Here is a 16720-nt window from a genome sequence, read left to right as displayed (position 1 = left end):
GGCCCGCGGTAAACGAACTGCCTAACCAGCGGAGCGCATCGGCAACGGCCCGTCGAAGAAGTCGTCCAGCGACAACCCGGTGGCCGCATTGACGAACGCCCGGGCGGCGACCGACCCGGGGGTCCCCGCATGGATCGCCACCGAAACCTGGGCCCCGGCCTCCGGGTCAACCAGCGGCAGCGCGCGCGTCCGCCCGATCACCGGCATCGCCCGCAACCACGTGTTCGGCACAATGCTCGCCCACCCACCACCGCCCACATGCGCGTAGAGGGAGGCGATCGAGTCCGTCTCCACCTGCGGCGTCACCACATACCCCTTGTCCGCGAACACGGTGTCGACGATCTGCCGGATCCGCATGTCGGGCGTCAGCAGCGCCAGCGGCAGCTGGGCCGCGTCCGCCCAGGTCATGGTGGAGGCCTGCGAGGTCAGCTGATCGTCCGAGACGAGCAGCATGTACCGCTCCTGGTACAGCGGAACGACCTGCAGCCCTTCCTGGTCGCCCGGATCGAAGTGGGCGATCGCCACGTCCAGCTCGAAGTCCCGTAGCTGACGGTGGAGTTCCTTCGTCGAGAGCCGGGAACGGACCTGCACCTTGGCCAGCGGGTGCGCAGCACAGAACGCGGCCACGGGCAGCGCCAGGGTCGTCGACGCCGTCGGGTCCGTGCCGAGGCGCAGCGTCCCCGTGATGCCCGACTGCACGGCGGCCACCTCGGCCTTGAACGCGTCCTGCTCGGCAAGGATCCGCTTGGCCCACACGACGAGCCGTTCGCCTTCCGGGGTGAGGCCCTGGTAGTTGTGCCCGCGGTTGATCAGCGTGACGTTCAGCTCCCGCTCCAGCTTGGCGATCGCCGCCGAGAGCGCGGGCTGGGACACGTAGCAGGATTCCGCCGCCCGGGCGAAATGCCGCTCCCTCGCCACCGCCACGAAGTATTCGAGCTGCCGGAACAGCATGAACGACTCCCTTCGAGCGAGGCCCCCGCGATCTTCGTTCGAGCATACGGAACTCCGGCCCGCGAGGAGCTCACACGGATCAACGCAGGAGCTTCACGGCGGCCACCACCAGGGGGTCGAGTCCGTCGGCTCCGGCGTCGACGAATTCGTACAGCCTGGTGCGCATGCGCGGATCCCAGAACCTGCCGATGTGGCCCGCGATCTCCTCGGCGGCCCGGTCGGCCGGCAGGTGTGCGAGGTTTCTGGCGATGTCGTTGGCCATCCTGCGCTCGGACGGCACGGTCGCTGTCATCTCAAACCACCACCCGATCCACCACTCAATCCACCACCGTGACGAGGTCGTTGTCGGTGACTTCCGTGTCGGTGTGCCGGTCCGGGCGCGCGAGCGCGACCTGTACGGCGGTCACCTTGTACTCCGGACAGTTGGTCGCCCAGTCGGAGTTCTCGGTGGTCACCACGTTGGCGCCGGTGACGGGGTGGTGGAAGGTCGTGTACACGACCCCGGTCGGCATCCGGTCGGAGAGCTCGGCACGCAGGGTCGTCTGCCCGACGCGACTGGCCAGGGTGACCATGTCGCCGTCGGTGATGCCGCGGTCCTCGGCGTCGTGGGGGTGCAGTTCCAGGATGTCCTCGGGATGCCATGCCACATTGCCCGTACGACGGGTCTGCGCGCCCACGTTGTACTGGCTGAGGATCCGTCCCGTGGTGAGGACCAGCGGGAAGCGGCGGGTGCTGCGCTCGTTGGTCGGGACGTAGGAGGTGACCACGAACCTGCCCTTGCCCCGCACGAATTCGTCCACGTGCATGATCGGCGTGCCCTCCGGTGCCGCCTCGTTGCACGGCCACTGGACGCTGCCGAGCTTGTCCAAGACCTCGAACGACACCCCGGTGAACGTCGGTGTGACCGAGGCGATCTCATCCATGATCTGGCTCGGATGGTCGTAGGACATTGCATACCCCATGGCGGATGCGATCTCGCTGACGATCTGCCACTCGTGTTTGCCGGTCTTCGGCTTCATCACCGCGCGTACCCGGTTGATGCGGCGTTCGGCGTTGGTGAACGTGCCGTCCTTCTCCAGGAAGGACGCACCGGGGAGGAAGACGTGGGCGAACTTGGCGGTCTCGTTGAGGAACAGGTCCTGTACGACGACCAGTTCCATGGCTTCGAGCGCGGCGGTGACGTGCTTGAGGTTCGGGTCGGACTGGGCGATGTCCTCGCCGTGGACGAAGAGTCCGCGGAAGGTGCCGTCGATCGCCGCGTCGAACATGTTCGGGATGCGAAGTCCCGGTTCGGCCAGGAGAGTTCCGCCCCAGAGGTTCTCGAAGACGGTGCGCACCGCGTCGTCCGAGACGTGGCGGTAGCCGGGCAGTTCGTGCGGGAACGAGCCCATGTCGCAGGAGCCTTGGACGTTGTTCTGACCGCGCAGGGGGTTCACGCCGACGCCGTCCCGGCCGATGTTCCCGCACTCCATCGCGAGGTTGGCCATCCCCATGACCATGGTCGAGCCCTGGCTGTGCTCGGTGACGCCGAGGCCGTAGTAGATGGCCCCGTTGGGTGCTTCCGCGTACAGCCTTGCGGCGGCGCGGAGTTCCTCGGCCGGGACGCCGGTGATCGGTTCGACGGCCTCCGGGCTGTTCTCCGGGCGGGCGATGAACTCGGCCCAGTCGTCGAAGCCTTCGCACCTCGCGTCCACGAAAGCGCGGTCGACCAGGCCCTCGGTGACGACGACGTGCGCCATGGCGTTGACGACGGCGACGTTGGTGCTCGGCCTGAGCTGGAGGTGGTGCTGTGCCTCGATGTGCGGCGACCGCACGAGGTCGATGCGGCGCGGATCTACGACGATCAGCTTGGCGCCCTCGCGCAGCCGGCGCTTCATCCGGGAGGCGAACACCGGGTGCCCGTCGGTGGGGTTGGCACCGATGACCACGATGACGTCGGCCTCTGCCACCGACCGGAAGTCCTGGGTGCCGGCCGACTCGCCGAAGGTCTGCTTGAGGCCGTATCCCGTCGGGGAGTGGCAGACGCGGGCGCAGGTGTCGACGTTGTTGTTGCCGAAGGCGGCACGGACCATCTTCTGTACGACGTAGACCTCTTCGTTGGTGCAACGCGAGGAGGTGATCGCGCCGACCGCGCTCGATCCGTACCGGTTCTGGATCTCGCGCATGCGACGGGCGACCGTGCCGATCGCCTCGTCCCACTCGACTTCGCGCCAGGGGTCGGTGATCCGGTCGCGGACCATCGGCTTGAGGACGCGGTCGGGGTGGGTGGCGTAGCCGAAGGCGAAGCGGCCCTTCACGCAGGAGTGGCCCTCGTTGGCGCCGCCGTCCTTGTACGGCACCATGCGCACGAGTTCGTCGCCGCGCAGCTCGGCTTTGAACGAGCAGCCGACACCGCAGTAGGCGCAAGTGGTCACAACTGACCTTGTCGGCATGCCCAGTTCGACGACCGACTTCTCCTGAAGGGTCGACGTCGGGCAGGCCTGTACGCAGGCCCCGCAGGAGACGCACTCGGAGTCCATGAAGGTCTCGCCGGCGCCCGGCGAGACCTTGGAGTCGAAGCCGCGTCCCTCGATGGTGAGCGCGAACGTGCCCTGCACCTCGTCGCAGGCCCGTACGCAGCGGGAGCAGGCGATGCACTTGGAGGGGTCGAAGTCGAAGTAGGGGTTCGAGGTGTCCTTCTCGGCGTCGAGGTGGTTGGCGCCCTCGTAGCCGTAGCGGACCTGCCGAAGCCCCACCACACCTGCCATGTCCTGGAGTTCGCAGTCGCCGTTGGCCGGGCAGGTGAGGCAGTCGAGGGGGTGGTCGGAGATGTACAGCTCCATGACGCCCTGGCGGAGCTTCTCCACCTTCGGCGTCTGGGTGCTCACCTTCATGCCGTCGGCGCACGGTGTGGTGCAGGACGCCGGGGTGCCGCGCCGGCCGTCGATCTCCACCACACAGAGTCGGCAGGAGCCGAACGCCTCAAGGCTGTCGGTGGCGCACAACTTGGGTATCTCGACGCCGGCTTGGGCGGCGGCGCGCATCACCGACGTGCCCTCCGGGACGGTCACCGACAGGCCGTCCACCTCTACCGACACCGTCGCCGGACCGGGCCGTTCCGGGGTTCCGAAGTCGGGTTCCTTGAGGAGTGTCATGCCGTTCCCTCCGTCCTTACGCCGTTCGCTCGTACGGGTTGGATCTCCAGCAGTCGACGGCCGCCGAGGAAGTCGTCGGGGAAGTGGGCCAGCGCACTGCGTACGGGCATCGGTGTCAGCCCGCCCATCGCGCACAGCGAGCCCTCGGTCATCAGGTCGCAGAGGTCTTCGAGGAGGGCCAGGTTCTCGTCCCGGTGCGTACCGGCCACGATCTTGTCGATGACCTCGACGCCGCGTACCGAACCGACCCTGCACGGTGTGCACTTGCCGCAGGACTCCTCGGCGCAGAACTCCATCGCGAAGCGCGCCTGTGCGGCCATGTCGACGCTGTCGTCGAAGACGACGATGCCGCCGTGGCCGACCATCGCACCGGCTTCCGCGAACGCCTCGTAGTCCATGGGCAGATCGAACATCGACTCCGGCAGGTACGCCCCCAGCGGCCCGCCGACCTGCACGGTGCGCACCGGGCGTCCGGTGTGGGTCCCGCCGCCGTACTCCTCTATGAGTTCGCGCAGGGTGATACCGAACGCGGTCTCCACGATGCCGCCACGCGCGATGTTGCCGCCGAGCTGGAACACCTGGGTGCCTCGGGAGCGTTCGACGCCGAGTTCCTGGTACGCCTTCGCGCCCTCGGCGAGGACGACGGGCACGGTGGCCAGGGTGAGGACGTTGTTCACCACGGTCGGTTTGCCGAACAGGCCCTCGATCGCGGGGATCGGCGGTTTCGCGCGGACCATGCCGCGCTTGCCCTCCAGGCTCTCCAGCATGGAGGTCTCCTCGCCGCAGATGTACGCGCCTGCGCCGACGCGGACATGCAGGTCGAAGTCGAGTGCGGAGCCGAGGACGTTCCTTCCGAGCCAGCCGTGTTCGCGGGCGATCTCGATCGCCGCGCGCATCGTGGCGATCGCGTCCGGATATTCGGAGCGGATGTAGAGGTAGCCCTCACTCGCTCCGGCCGCGTGCGCGGCGATCGTCATGCCCTCGATGAGCATGAACGGGTCGCCCTCCATGACCATCCGGTCGGCGAAGGTTCCGCTGTCGCCCTCGTCGGCGTTGCAGCAGACGAACTTCAGCTCGTCGGCGCATTCGAGCACGGTCTTCCATTTGATGCCGGCCGGGAATCCGGCGCCGCCCCGGCCGCGCAGTCCGGATGCGGTGACCTCGGCGACCACGTCGGTGGGCGGGAGTTCCAGGGCGGCGCGCAGGCCCGCGAGGCCGCCGTGTGCCTCGTAGTCCTGCGGCGACAGGGGGTCGGTGATCCCGACTCTGGCGAAGGTGACGCGGTTCTGGCGGGCCAGCCAGGGCAGTTCGTCCACGAGGCCGAGTCGCAGCGGGTGGTCCGCCCCGTCGAGCATGCCCGCGGCCAGGAGTCCGTCCACGTCCTCGGGGGCCACCGGCCCGTAGCCGACGCGGCCTTGTGGGGTCACGATCTCGATCATCGGCTCCAGCCAGAGCATGCCGCGCGATCCGTTGCGTACGACGTCGATGCCGAAGTCCCCGCGGCGGGAGGCGTCTTGGAGCGCCTGCGCGACCTCGTCCGCGCCGACGGACTTCGCCGCCGAGTCGCGGGGGACGTAGACCGTCGCCGTGGAGTGTGCGGTCGAAGTGGCGTGAGCTGCCGCCCTGGAGTGCGGTGTCGTCGTGGAGTGCGGTGTCGTCGTGGAGTGCGGTGTCGTCGTGGAGTGCGGTGTCGTCGTGGTGTGCGAGGAGTCGTTCATGAGGAGACCGTCCCGTTGAGGATCGAGCCGAGTCGGGCGGGGCCGACGCGTCCGTACAGTCGGCCGTTCGCCTCCACCGACGGGCCGAGTGCGCAGTTGCCGAGGCAGAAGACCTGCTCGACGGTGACCGCACCGTCCGCCGTCGTCTCCCCCAGGGTCAGGCCGGCCTCGCGGGTGTAGTCCAGCAGGCGGTCGGCGCCCAGGGCCTGGCATGCCTCGGCTCGGCAGATGCGGACGGTGGTGCGGCCCGCGGGCGCGCGGCGGAAGTCGTGGTAGAAGGTCACCACTCCGTGGACGTCCGCGCGGGAGAGGTTGAGCTCGTCGGCGAGCACCGGGATCGCCTCCTGCGGCACATGGCCCAACTCGGCCTGAACGGCGTGCAGTACGGGCAGCAGCGCACCGCGTTGGCCCCGGTGCCGGGCCACCACTCTCCGGACCACGCTCTCGACCGTCACGTCACTCCCGCTGGTCGTCATGATCGCTTCGCCTTCCGTCACACGGGTCCCCGGCGAGGGCTGCAGGAGACTGAGACAATACCTCATACAGGCTTCTGTATACAGAACTCAATCAGGACCCATTCCAGACCCGATCAAGCAGACTGCGCCCTGGAATCCCCTGGCGCGTCCGGGAGGCCGCCGACCAGGGGTTCACGGTGGACAGCACACGCCATCTTGCATACCAAAACCTGTATGCTGACGCTGCCGTCGGCAACCCTCTCGGCGGCCACCACTTGGCAAAGCCGCCGCCCCGCGGGCCCAGCGGCAGAACGGGACAACCATGCGCGAGGCACTCACGGCCGCAGCGTCCCGGCGCGTCACCCGCCCGGCACCCCTGCGTCAGGCCGTGTACGACGCCCTGACGGAACTGATCATCAACGGTTCGCTCAAGCCCGGCCAGCACCTGGTCGAGGCCGAACTCGCCGAACACCTCGGCGTCAGCCGCCAACCGGTCCGCGAGGCCCTCCAGCGACTGCAGACCTCCGGCTGGGTCGACCTGCGCCCCGCCCAGGGAGCCTTCGTCCACTCCCCCACCGAGGAAGAGGCCGCCCAACTCCTCGGCGTCCGCGCGGTACTGGAGACCTACTCGGCCCAACTCGCCGCCCAGAACGCCAAGCCCGAGGACATCACGCGTCTCGACGAACTCCAGCTGGAAGGTATCGCCGCGCTCGCCGAGGGTGACGTCGAACGCCTGGTCGCGGCCAACACCGCCCTGCACGACTACATCACCTCCGTGGCCGACAACGCCGTACTGGCCGAGTTGATGGCCCAGGTCGGCCAGAAGGTGCGCTGGTACTACACCCCCATCGCCAAACCCCGTGGCAAGGAGGCCTGGAACGAGCACACGCAGCTCATCAAGGCCATCGCCAAGGGCGACGCGGACCGGGCCGGCGAGATCATGCGCAAGCACACCGAGCGCACGACCGACTTCTACCGCAGGCAGATCGCCGCCAGGGCGAGCGAGGACTGAAACCTCCCCGGGCACGATTCAGGACGCCGCGACGGAGCCGGCGGGGCGGCGAGCGGCTCCGAGGGAGACGTCGACGGCCGGAGCCCTGAGGACTTCGGCACCGGCGGCGGCCCGCAGTTCGAGCAGCCACGGCAGGACCGTGCGCAGCACGATGTCGAGCCCCTCGCCGTCCCCGCCGAGCATCGCGTCGGCGGGAACCAGCACCGGGTCGGCGAACACCGTGGACGTCGCACTGCCGCCCGGCCCCACACCGCCGGGCCGGGCCGGGACGAACAGGTCCGGGGCGTGCGCCGGAACCACCCACAGACTCAGGCCGTCGGGTGCGGCGAGCGGCCGGGAGGACCAGACGTAACTGTCGGCCTCTCCCGCAGCGACCACCTGATGCTTACGGCCACGCAGTGCGGCCACGTCACCGGAGCGGGCGGCGGCTGAGCGCGGCACGAGGAGTTGGGTCTCGGCGCCCTGCCGATCGGCGCCGCCCCGCGCCGCCACGGCCTCCGCACCCACCTCCACGCCCGTCTCCGCCTCAGCAAGAGCGAGGCTGCTGAGGTGACGTCCGGCGGCGATCTCGCCGCGCATCCAGGGGCTGCCGTACGACTCGATGACGGCGACCGCCGTGTAGTGGGACCGGAGCACGGCCGCGGTCGCGGGGCAGGCACGCGCCGTTCGGGCGACCACCTCGGCGGCCTCCGGCAACCCCCGTCCTCCGCCGCCGAGTTGGGTGGAGACCGTGAGCCCCAGCAGCCCGGCACGGCCGAGGGCCGTCACGGCGCCGCGGGGGAACCTGCCCTTGATGCCGGTCACTTGGGCGGCGGGTTCGATGACGCTGGTCAGAACTTCTGAGAGAGCGGTGCGGTACGACACGGGGTGACCCCCTCGGGAACGGCTTCTGGTCCACTGCCAGGCGATGACTGCATACAGTATTCTGCATCCAGCATCCGGCGCCAGAGTTGGAACCGGGCAATTCCGCGAAGTTCTCGGCGAGGGGCGCGAGTCGGTGTCTATTGCATACTAAACTCAGTATTTCGTAGCCGATGATTGGCGACGATCGTTTGGCGTCAGCGCTCGAACGACGGAGAGAGGCCCATGCCCGACACACCCACCGTGGCAGCCCGCGGCCCGATCAGCCGGCCCGCCCCACTGCGCCAGGCCGTCTACGGCGCCCTGACCGAACTGATCATCAACGGCTCGCTCAAACCCGGCCAGCACCTCGTGGAGGCCGAACTCGCCGAGCAGCTCGGTGTCAGCCGCCAGCCGATACGCGAGGCGCTGCAACGGCTCCACACCGCCGGCTGGGTCGACCTGCGCCCCTCCCAGGGTGCCTTCGTCCACTCCCCCACCACGGAGGAATGCGCCCAACTCCTCAGCGTCCGGGGCCTCCTCGAAACCCACTCCGCGCGCGGTGCCGCCCTGCACGCCACGCCCATTGACGTGGCCCGACTCTGGGAACTCCAGCAGACCGGCCTCGTCGCCCTGGCGGCCGGCGACGCCCGGGCCATCGTGGAGGCCAACGCCGCCCTCCACACCCACATCACCCGACTCTCCCGCAACGCGGTCCTCGCCGAACTCATCCCCCAGGTCGACCGGCGCGTGCGCTGGTACTACATGCCGATCGCCAAACCGCGCGGCCAGGACGCCTGGAGCGAGCACGCCCGGATCATCGAGGCCATCGCCGACGGCGACCCCGACCGCGCGGAGGAGCTCATGCGCCGGCACACACGGCACACCACCGACTTCTACTGCCGGCAGATCGCCGCGGTGACCGTCCAGAGCGTCTGACGCGCGGGCGGGGCCAGGGGGCCGTACCTCGTCATTCGTAACTCAGGACCGCGGATCGATCTCCCCCAGCAGCCCGGTGGTCACGTCGAAGACGAAGCCGCGGACGTCATCGGTGTGCGGCAGAAACGGCGAGGTGCGCACGCGCTGCATGGACTGGCGTACGTCCTGTTCGACGTCCCGGAAGGCCTCCACCGCCCAGGCGGGGCGCTGGCCGACCTCCATCTCCAGCTCGTGCCGGAAGTCCTCGGTCAGGGTCTGCAGACCGCAGCCGGTGTGGTGGATGAGTATGACGCTGCGGGTACCGAGCGCCCGCTGGCTGATCGTCAGAGAACGGATCGTGTCGTCCGTGACGACCCCACCCGCGTTGCGGACGGTATGGCAGTCGCCCAACTCCAGGCCGAGCGCGGCATGCAGGTCGAGACGGGCATCCATGCAGGCCACGACGGCCACGCGCAGGACCGGGCGGGCACCCATACCCGGGTCGACGAACCCGGCGGCATAGGCGCGGTTGGCTTCCACGAGCCGGTCGGTGACCGTCCCGGCGCCGCGTGCACTGCGGGTGGGCTGGACGAAACGGGGTGCTGGTGTCGACATGCTGGGCTACCTCACTCCGGTCGGGTTCGAGACACGTGCCAGGGGTTAGGTGTGCGTCGCTTCCGAACGGATCGCTTCCAGACGGACCACGACGCCTTTCGACGTAGGGGTGTTGCTGATGTCGGCCACGCTGTCCAACGGGACGAGGACGTTGGTCTCGGGGTAATAGGCCGCGGCGGAACCGGGGGTGGTGGGATAGGCGACCACCCGGAACCTCTCTGCCCGTCGTTCGACTCCGTCACGCCACACGCTCACCAGGTCCACCTCGCTGCGATGTGCTTGGCGCCGTTCTCGCAGTACTCGTTCTTCGCCCGCTCTCCTGGAGCGGGTTCCGGCCAGGCGCAGCCGGGGCAGTCGAAGCCCTTGGTCTTGGGCGGGGTGACCTCCAGGCGCTCTTCCGAGCGGTAGTCAAAGACAGAACAACTTCCAGGTGATAAACGGCGCCTATCAAACGGGTCAGATCACGCCCTGGGCCTTGAGCAGCGGCAACTCGTCCTGGGGGATGCCGAGTTCACCGAGAAGGATCTCTTCGTTGTGTTGGCCGAGGAGGGGTGCGGTGGTGATGGTGGCGGGTGAGTCGGAGAGTTTGAGTGGGTTGCCGACGGTCACGAACTCGCCCCGCTCGGGGTGGTCGACCTCGACGACCATCTGGTTGGCGATCAGTGATTGGTCTTCGATGATTTCTTTGGTGGAGAGGATGGGTCCGCAGGGGATGTTGTGGGTGTTGAGTTGTTCCAGGACCTGCCATTTGGGCAGGGTGGAGGTCCATTCCTCGATGAGCTGGAACATTTTGGGGAGTTTGGGCAGGCGGGCCTGCGGGGTGTTCCATTCCGGGTCGTCGGCGAGTTCGGGCCGGCCGATGAGGTGGGTGATCGGCTGCCAGCCGGTGGGCTGGACGATGACGTAGACGTAGTCGTTGGGTCCGCCGGGCGCGCAGCGGACGGCCCAGCCGGGCTGGCCGCCGCCGGAGGCGTTGCCGGAGCGGGGGACCTCGTCGCCGAAGTCCTCGTTGGGGTATTCGGGCAGGGGGCCGTGGGCCAGGCGTTGCTGGTCGCGGAGTTTGACCCGGCAGAGGTTGAGGACGGCGTGCTGCATGGCGACGTTGACGCGCTGGCCGCGCCCGGTGCTCTCGCGCTGGAAGAGGGCGGCGAGGATGCCGGCGACGGCGTGGATGCCGGTGCCGGAGTCGCCGATCTGCGCGCCGGTCGCCATCGGCGGCCCCTCCTCAAGGCCGGTGGTGGCCATCGAGCCGCCCATCGCCTGCGCGACCACCTCGTAGGCCTTGAAGTTCGTGTACGGGCCCTCGCCGAAGCCCTTGATCGAGGCGTACACGATCCGCGGGTTGATCTCCCTGATCCGCTCCCACGTGAACCCCATCCGGTCCACCGCACCCGGCCCGAAGTTCTCCACCATCACATCCGAGCGGGCGATCAGCTCGGTCAGGATCTGTTTGCCCCGCTCCGACTTCGTGTTCAGGGTGATGCTGCGCTTGTTGCAGTTGAGCATCGTGAAATACAGCGAGTCCACGTCCGGAAGATCCCGCAGCTGCCGGCGGGTGATGTCCCCGCCCGGTGCCTCCACCTTCACCACGTCCGCCCCCAGCCATCCCAGCAGCTGCGTCGCCGACGGCCCCGACTGCACATGCGTCATGTCCAGCACACGAACACCCTCAAGCGCCTTCGTCATGCTCGCCACCCTCCCGTATTGCATATTGAATACTGTCTCTGTTTGTTGTCGACCCCGCACTCGGGCGGCGCCCTTGCACAGGCGCCGCCCGAGTTCACCTCACGGCATCAACTGGTACTCCGGGAAGTTCCCGGGCAGCCGTTCCCCCGCCGGGCCCTGGGTGACCGCGCGCACCAGCAGTTCGCCGCCGACGAACGCGCCGCGCCAGGACGCACCGAACCCGCCGAACAGTTCGTCACGGTCGCCCCGGGAGCGCGGCTTGCCGTGGCCCACCTTGAACGCGCGGATCTGCGGGGCCAGCCGGGCGAAGGTCGCCTCGTCGTCCGTGGACAGCGTGGCCACGAGGGCGCCGTTGGACGCGTTCATCGCGGCCAGCAGCTCCGCCTCGGTGTCGACCAGGACGATGGTGTCGACCGGGCCGAAGGGTTCCGCGTGGTGCAGCGGGGAGGAGGGGGGCGGGTTCAGGAGCGTGACCGGTTGGACGTACGCCGAAGTGTCCTGGCCGGGCAGGAAGCGGGCCTCGCTCAGGCTGCCGCGGTGCAGCGGGACGGCGCCGCGGCTGATGGCCTCGGCGACCTGGTCGTGCAGTTCCTTGGCCTTCGCCGCGTTGATGACCGGCCCGAAGTCGAGCGCCGGGTACGGGTCGTCGGGGTGTTCGACGGCGAGGGGGTGACCGACGCGCAGGGTGCGGACCGCCGGCAGGTAGGCGGCGAGGAACTCGTCGAACAGCTCACGCTGGACCACGAAGCGCGGGTAGGCGGTGCAGCGCTGTTTGCCGTAGTCGAAGAGCTTGGGGATGACCGCCGTAAGGGCGTCCCAGTCCGAGTGGTTCCAGATGCCCCAGGTGTTGAGTCCCTCCTGTTCGAGGACGTGTCGCTTGCCGAGGTCGGCGACGGCCGTGGCCACCGCGGCGCCGGTGTCGCGGCCGCCGACGAAGGAGACGCAGCCGATCTCGGGCGCCTTGACCAGCGCCTCCGACAGTTCTCCCCCGCTGCCGCTGACCAGGGTGACGGGAATCCCCTCGCGGGCGGCGAGTGCGCAGGCCAGGGTCAGACAGGCGACGCCGCCGTCGGTCGGGGTCTTGGCGATGACCGCGTTGCCCGCCAGTGCTTGGACCAGCATTGCGTGAACGAGCACGCTCATCGGGTAGTTCCAGCTCGCGATGTTGGACACCGGGCCGTCCAGCGGAGCCCGCCCTGCGACCATCGGCTCGATGCCGTCGACGTACCAGCGCACACCGTCGATGGCCCGGTCGACGTCCGCCTGGGCGAGCCGCCATGGCTTGCCGATCTCCCAGACCAGAAGGAGGGCGAGGAGTTCGCGGTGCTGGGTGAGGGCGTCGAGGGTGGCCGCGACGCGGGCGCGGCGCTCGTCGAGGGGGATGTGGCGCCAGGCGCGGTGCTGGTCGAGCGAGGCGCGTACGGCATGCTGGGCGGTGGCCCGGTCCAGACGCGGCGGGCCGGCGATCGGGCTGCCGTCGACGGGGCTGGTGGCGGGCAGGGCCCGGCCGTCCGCCTGCCAGGCGGCGTTCCAGAGGTTGAGGACTCGGTCGTCGCGGAACGCCTCGGGGGCGACGGCGAGGCACCGCTGCCAGGCGTCGGTCCAGGACGTACCGGACTTCACGACGAGATGCGTGGGGTTGAGGGTGGTTGCCATTCGGGTGTCTCCGCTCTCGGTGCACAGTCGGGGGCGGGGGGCTGCATCTGCCCAAACGCAGGATGCGAGCCCGCGCGACCAGTGGTCGCGCAATGTCACGACCAGGGGTCGCTTGGTGTCACGACCAGCGGTCGCGTGGTGTCACAACCGATGGTCGTGTGATGTCACGACCGGTGGTCGCGTGTGGCGCAACAGGTGGTCGCATGTGTCACGACCCATGGTCGCGTGTTGAGGTGAATGCGGCGAGGCCGACCGACTTCGACGGTCACTCCACGTCAACGATGACTGACGTCGCGTTCACTTTCCAGATGGGCCAGCACCAGCCGAGCTGTTTCGGTCGGGGTGCCGCCCACGCTTACTCCGGCCGCCTCCAGGGCCTTCTTCTTCGCCTCGGCGGTGCCGGACGAACCGGAGACGATGGCTCCCGCATGCCCCATGGTCTTGCCCTCGGGTGCGGTGAATCCGGCGATGTAGCCGACGACGGGCTTGCTGATGTGGTCGCGGATGAACGCGGCCGCCCGTTCCTCGGCGTCGCCGCCGATCTCCCCGATGAGAACGATCAGGTCGGTGTCGGGGTCGTCCTGGAAGGCTGCCAGACAGTCGATGTGGGTGGTGCCGACGACGGGGTCGCCGCCGATGCCCACGCAGGTCGAGAAGCCTGTGTCGCGGAGTTCGTACATGAGTTGGTAGGTGAGCGTCCCGGACTTGGACACCAGGCCGATGCGGCCCGGTTTCGCGATGTCGGCGGGGATGATGCCCGCGTTCGACCGGCCGGGCGTGATCAGGCCCGGGCAGTTGGGGCCGATGACGCGCGTGCCCTTCTTCGCCGCGTGCGCGGTGAAGGCGACGGAGTCGTGGACCGGGATGCCCTCGGTGATGACGACGACGAGTTCGATGCCGGCGTCCGCGGCTTCCACAACGGCCGCCTTGGCGAACGCCGGTGGCACGAAGACCACGCTCACATCGGCTCCGGTCGTCTCCAGTCCCTCACGCACCGACCCGAAGACGGGTACGGCCCGCTCGCCGAAGTCGACGGTGCGACCGGCCTTGCGCGGGTTGACGCCGCCCACGACATTCGTGCCGGCCGCGAGCATCCGCCGGGTGTGCTTCATGCCCTCGCCGCCGGTCATGCCCTGGACGAAGACCTTGGACTCCTGGGTGAGGAAGATGGCCATGTCCCGCTCCTTCAGCTGGTGTTGGCGAGTTGGGCGGCACGGCGGGCGGCGCCGTCCATGGTGGTGGCCTGTTGGAGCAGGGGGTGGGCTCGTTCGTCGAGGATGGCGCGGCCACGGACCGCGTTGTTGCCGTCGAGGCGCACGACGAGCGGCTTGTTCAACTGGACGGCGTCCAGGGCCTGGACGATGCCGTCGGCGACCGCGTCGCAGGCGGTGATCCCGCCGAAGACGTTGACGAACACCGACTTCACGGCCGGGTCGGAGAGGATGGCGGACAGCCCGTCGGCCATGATCTGCGCCGATGCCCCGCCGCCGATGTCGAGGAAGTTGGCGGGTCGGGCACCGCAGCCGGCGACCACGTCGAGGGTCGACATGACCAGGCCGGCGCCGTTGCCGATGATCCCGACCTCGCCGTCGAGCTTCACATAGTTGAGGCCCTTCGCGGCGGCCGCCTCCTCCAGCGGGTGATCGTGCGCAGCCTCCTCGGCACCCCAACGGTCCTGCCGGAAGCGGGCGTTGTCGTCGAGGGTGACCTTGCCGTCGAGGGCGAGGATCTGCCCCTGCGTGGTGCGGACGAGCGGGTTCACCTCGACGAGGACGGCGTCCTCGCGGACCAGCACTTCCCACAGCCGTACGAGCGCGTCGACGGTCTGTGGCGGGAGCCCGGCGGCGTCGGCGATCTCGCCCGCCTTCGCCGAGGTGACCCCCTCGGCCGGGTCGATGTGGATACGGGCGACGGCCTCCGGCCGACCGGCGGCGACCTCCTCGATGTCCATGCCGCCCTCCGCCGAGGCGATCGCCAGGAAACGGCCGGCCGCGCGGTCGAGGGCGTAGGCGACGTAGAACTCCGCCTCGATGTCGACGGGTTGGGCCAGCATGATCTTGCCGACCGCGTGCCCCTTGATGTCCATACCGAGGATCTGACGTGCCGTGAGTTCGGCCGCGGCCGGATCGGCGGCAAGCTTCACGCCCCCGGCCTTACCCCGGCCCCCGGTCTTGACCTGCGCCTTGACGACGACGCGGCCCCCGAGCCTGCGGGCGATCTCACGCGCTTCCTTGGGTGCTGCGGTGACCTCCGCCTTCGGCACCAAGATGCCGTGTTCCGCGAAGAGCCCCCGGGCCTGGTGCTCGTACAGGTCCACGATTCGGCTCCCGTCTCGAAAGTGCCGCACGCCTTAAAAGTGCTGCGCGACCCCTGGACATCACCCACGGGATGCGGGATAACAATCTTCATACAGTATTCGTCGACTGTATGCAATGTGCCGAACGGAGCTCAAGCCCGGCGCCACCAGGACGCTCAAGGCTACGGACAAGTGAGGTGACCTGTGACGACGAAGGCGCTTGAGGGTGTTCGTGTGCTGGACATGACGCATGTGCAGTCGGGGCCGTCGGCGACGCAGCTGCTGGGATGGCTGGGGGCGGACGTGGTGAAGGTGGAGGCACCGGGCGGGGACATCACCCGCCGGCAGCTGCGGGATCTTCCGGACGTGGACTCGCTGTATTTCACGATGCTCAACTGCAACAAGCGCAGCATCACCCTGAACACGAAGTCGGAGCGGGGCAAACAGATCCTGACCGAGCTGATCGCCCGCTCGGATGTGATGGTGGAGAACTTCGGGCCGGGTGCGGTGGACCGGATGGGGTTCACGTGGGAGCGGATCAGGGAGATCAACCCGCGGATCGTGTACGCCTCGATCAAGGGCTTCGGCGAGGGCCCGTACACGAACTTCAAGGCCTACGAGGTGGTCGCGCAGGCGATGGGCGGCTCGATGGCCACCACCGGCCTTGAGGAGGGGCCGCCGATGGCGACCGGCGCGCAGATCGGCGACTCCGGCACCGGCATCCACGCCGTCGCCGGCATCCTCGCCGCCCTCTTCCAGCGCGAGAGCACCGGGCGCGGCCAGCGCGTCAACGTCGCCATGCAGCACGCCGTCCTCAACCTCTGCCGGGTCAAACTCCGCGACCAGCAACGCCTGGCCCACGGCCCCCTGCCCGAATACCCCAACGAGGACTTCGGCGACGAGGTCCCCCGCTCCGGCAACGCCTCCGGCGGCGGCCAGCCCGGCTGGGCCGTCCGCTGCGCGCCCGGCGGACCCAACGACTACGTCTACGTCATCGTCCAGCCCACCGGCTGGCAGCCGATCACCCACCTCATCGGCCGGCCCGAACTCGCCGACGACCCGGAATGGAACACCCCGCAGGCCCGCCTGCCCAAACTCCCCAAAATGTTCCAGCTCATCGAGGAATGGACCTCCACCCTGCCCAAATGGCAGGTCCTGGAACAACTCAACACCCACAACATCCCCTGCGGACCCATCCTCTCCACCAAAGAAATCATCGAAGACCAATCACTGATCGCCAACCAGATGGTCGTCGAGGTCGACCACCCCGAACGCGGCGAATTCATCACCGTCGGCAACCCACTCAAACTCTCCGACTCCCCCGTGGACATAACCAGCTCGCCATTGCTCGGCGAACACAACGAGGAGATCTACATCGGCGAACTCGGCCTCGGCGACGAAGAGCTGCGCCTGCTCAAGTCGAGCGGGGTGATCTGACG

At 68.7% G+C, this 16720-nt stretch carries 14 protein-coding genes and 1 pseudogene; 3 read left to right on the top strand and 12 right to left on the bottom strand.

Annotated features, from left to right (window positions below):
• Window positions 1–21: 21 nt before the first annotated feature.
• The 5 genes from AC5DRG_RS43195 to AC5DRG_RS43175 form a co-directional block, all read right to left on the bottom strand.
• Window positions 22–951: a LysR family transcriptional regulator gene (locus AC5DRG_RS43195; RefSeq protein ID WP_491805323.1), complete on the bottom strand. Its 930-nt coding sequence runs from the start codon at window positions 949–951 to the stop codon at window positions 22–24.
• Window positions 952–1030: 79 nt separating this feature from the next.
• Window positions 1031–1243, bottom strand: a complete 213-nt coding sequence (locus AC5DRG_RS43190) for a formate dehydrogenase subunit delta (RefSeq protein WP_491805322.1) — start codon at window positions 1241–1243, stop codon at window positions 1031–1033.
• Between the two features lie 25 nt (window positions 1244–1268).
• Window positions 1269–4085 (bottom strand): formate dehydrogenase subunit alpha, encoded by a 2817-nt coding sequence (gene fdhF / locus AC5DRG_RS43185; protein ID WP_491805321.1) that lies wholly within the window; start codon window positions 4083–4085, stop codon window positions 1269–1271.
• Window positions 4082–5803 carry a formate dehydrogenase beta subunit gene (locus AC5DRG_RS43180; protein ID WP_491805320.1) on the bottom strand — a complete coding sequence of 574 codons (1722 nt, stop codon included), beginning with the start codon at window positions 5801–5803 and terminating at the stop codon, window positions 4082–4084. The genes fdhF and AC5DRG_RS43180 overlap by 4 nt, the downstream gene beginning before the upstream one ends.
• Window positions 5800–6279: a formate dehydrogenase subunit gamma gene (locus AC5DRG_RS43175; RefSeq protein WP_491805319.1), complete on the bottom strand. Its 480-nt coding sequence runs from the start codon at window positions 6277–6279 to the stop codon at window positions 5800–5802. Before AC5DRG_RS43175 ends, AC5DRG_RS43180 begins: the two co-directional genes overlap by 4 nt.
• Before the next feature lie 301 nt (window positions 6280–6580).
• On the opposite strand from AC5DRG_RS43175, the gene AC5DRG_RS43170 reads away from it, so the two are divergent.
• Complete coding sequence (locus tag AC5DRG_RS43170) at window positions 6581–7270, top strand: GntR family transcriptional regulator (protein WP_491805318.1); 690 nt, start codon at window positions 6581–6583, stop codon at window positions 7268–7270.
• A gap of 18 nt (window positions 7271–7288) precedes the next feature.
• On the opposite strand, the gene AC5DRG_RS43165 is transcribed toward AC5DRG_RS43170, so the two are convergent.
• Window positions 7289–8134 carry an acyl-CoA dehydrogenase family protein gene (locus AC5DRG_RS43165; protein WP_491805317.1) on the bottom strand — a complete coding sequence of 282 codons (846 nt, stop codon included), beginning with the start codon at window positions 8132–8134 and terminating at the stop codon, window positions 7289–7291.
• Between the two features lie 222 nt (window positions 8135–8356).
• Between AC5DRG_RS43165 and AC5DRG_RS43160 the strand changes: the two genes are divergently transcribed.
• On the top strand, window positions 8357–9049 hold the full coding sequence (locus AC5DRG_RS43160; protein ID WP_491805316.1) for a GntR family transcriptional regulator: 693 nt from the start codon (window positions 8357–8359) through the stop codon (window positions 9047–9049).
• A gap of 42 nt (window positions 9050–9091) precedes the next feature.
• On the opposite strand, the gene AC5DRG_RS43155 is transcribed toward AC5DRG_RS43160, so the two are convergent.
• From AC5DRG_RS43155 to sucC, 6 genes and pseudogenes are all read right to left on the bottom strand, one after another.
• Window positions 9092–9643, bottom strand: a complete 552-nt coding sequence (locus AC5DRG_RS43155; RefSeq protein ID WP_491805315.1) for a beta-class carbonic anhydrase — start codon at window positions 9641–9643, stop codon at window positions 9092–9094.
• 45 nt (window positions 9644–9688) lie between these two features.
• Window positions 9689–9922: pseudogene (locus AC5DRG_RS43150) on the bottom strand (hypothetical protein); the annotation flags it as partial.
• Window positions 9923–10099: 177 nt separating this feature from the next.
• Window positions 10100–11329, bottom strand: a complete 1230-nt coding sequence (gene frc, locus AC5DRG_RS43145; protein ID WP_491805314.1) for a formyl-CoA transferase — start codon at window positions 11327–11329, stop codon at window positions 10100–10102.
• 99 nt (window positions 11330–11428) lie between these two features.
• The gene (locus AC5DRG_RS43140) at window positions 11429–12985 is read right to left on the bottom strand and encodes an aldehyde dehydrogenase family protein (RefSeq protein WP_491805313.1); all 1557 of its coding nucleotides are present in this window, start codon (window positions 12983–12985) and stop codon (window positions 11429–11431) included.
• A gap of 275 nt (window positions 12986–13260) precedes the next feature.
• A complete protein-coding gene (gene sucD, locus AC5DRG_RS43135; RefSeq protein ID WP_491805312.1) occupies window positions 13261–14160 on the bottom strand; it encodes a succinate--CoA ligase subunit alpha in 900 nt (299 codons plus the stop codon).
• An 11-nt stretch (window positions 14161–14171) separates the two neighbouring features.
• Window positions 14172–15302, bottom strand: coding sequence for an ADP-forming succinate--CoA ligase subunit beta (gene sucC, locus AC5DRG_RS43130; protein ID WP_491805311.1), 1131 nt, complete (start codon window positions 15300–15302; stop codon window positions 14172–14174).
• A 183-nt stretch (window positions 15303–15485) separates the two neighbouring features.
• On the opposite strand from sucC, the gene frc (AC5DRG_RS43125) reads away from it, so the two are divergent.
• A complete protein-coding gene (gene frc, locus AC5DRG_RS43125; RefSeq protein WP_491805310.1) occupies window positions 15486–16718 on the top strand; it encodes a formyl-CoA transferase in 1233 nt (410 codons plus the stop codon).
• Window positions 16719–16720 lie beyond the last annotated feature (2 nt).

Source organism: Streptomyces sp. JLBG701 (genome assembly GCF_058544905.1).
This window is presented reverse-complemented; position numbering and strand designations above follow the sequence as displayed.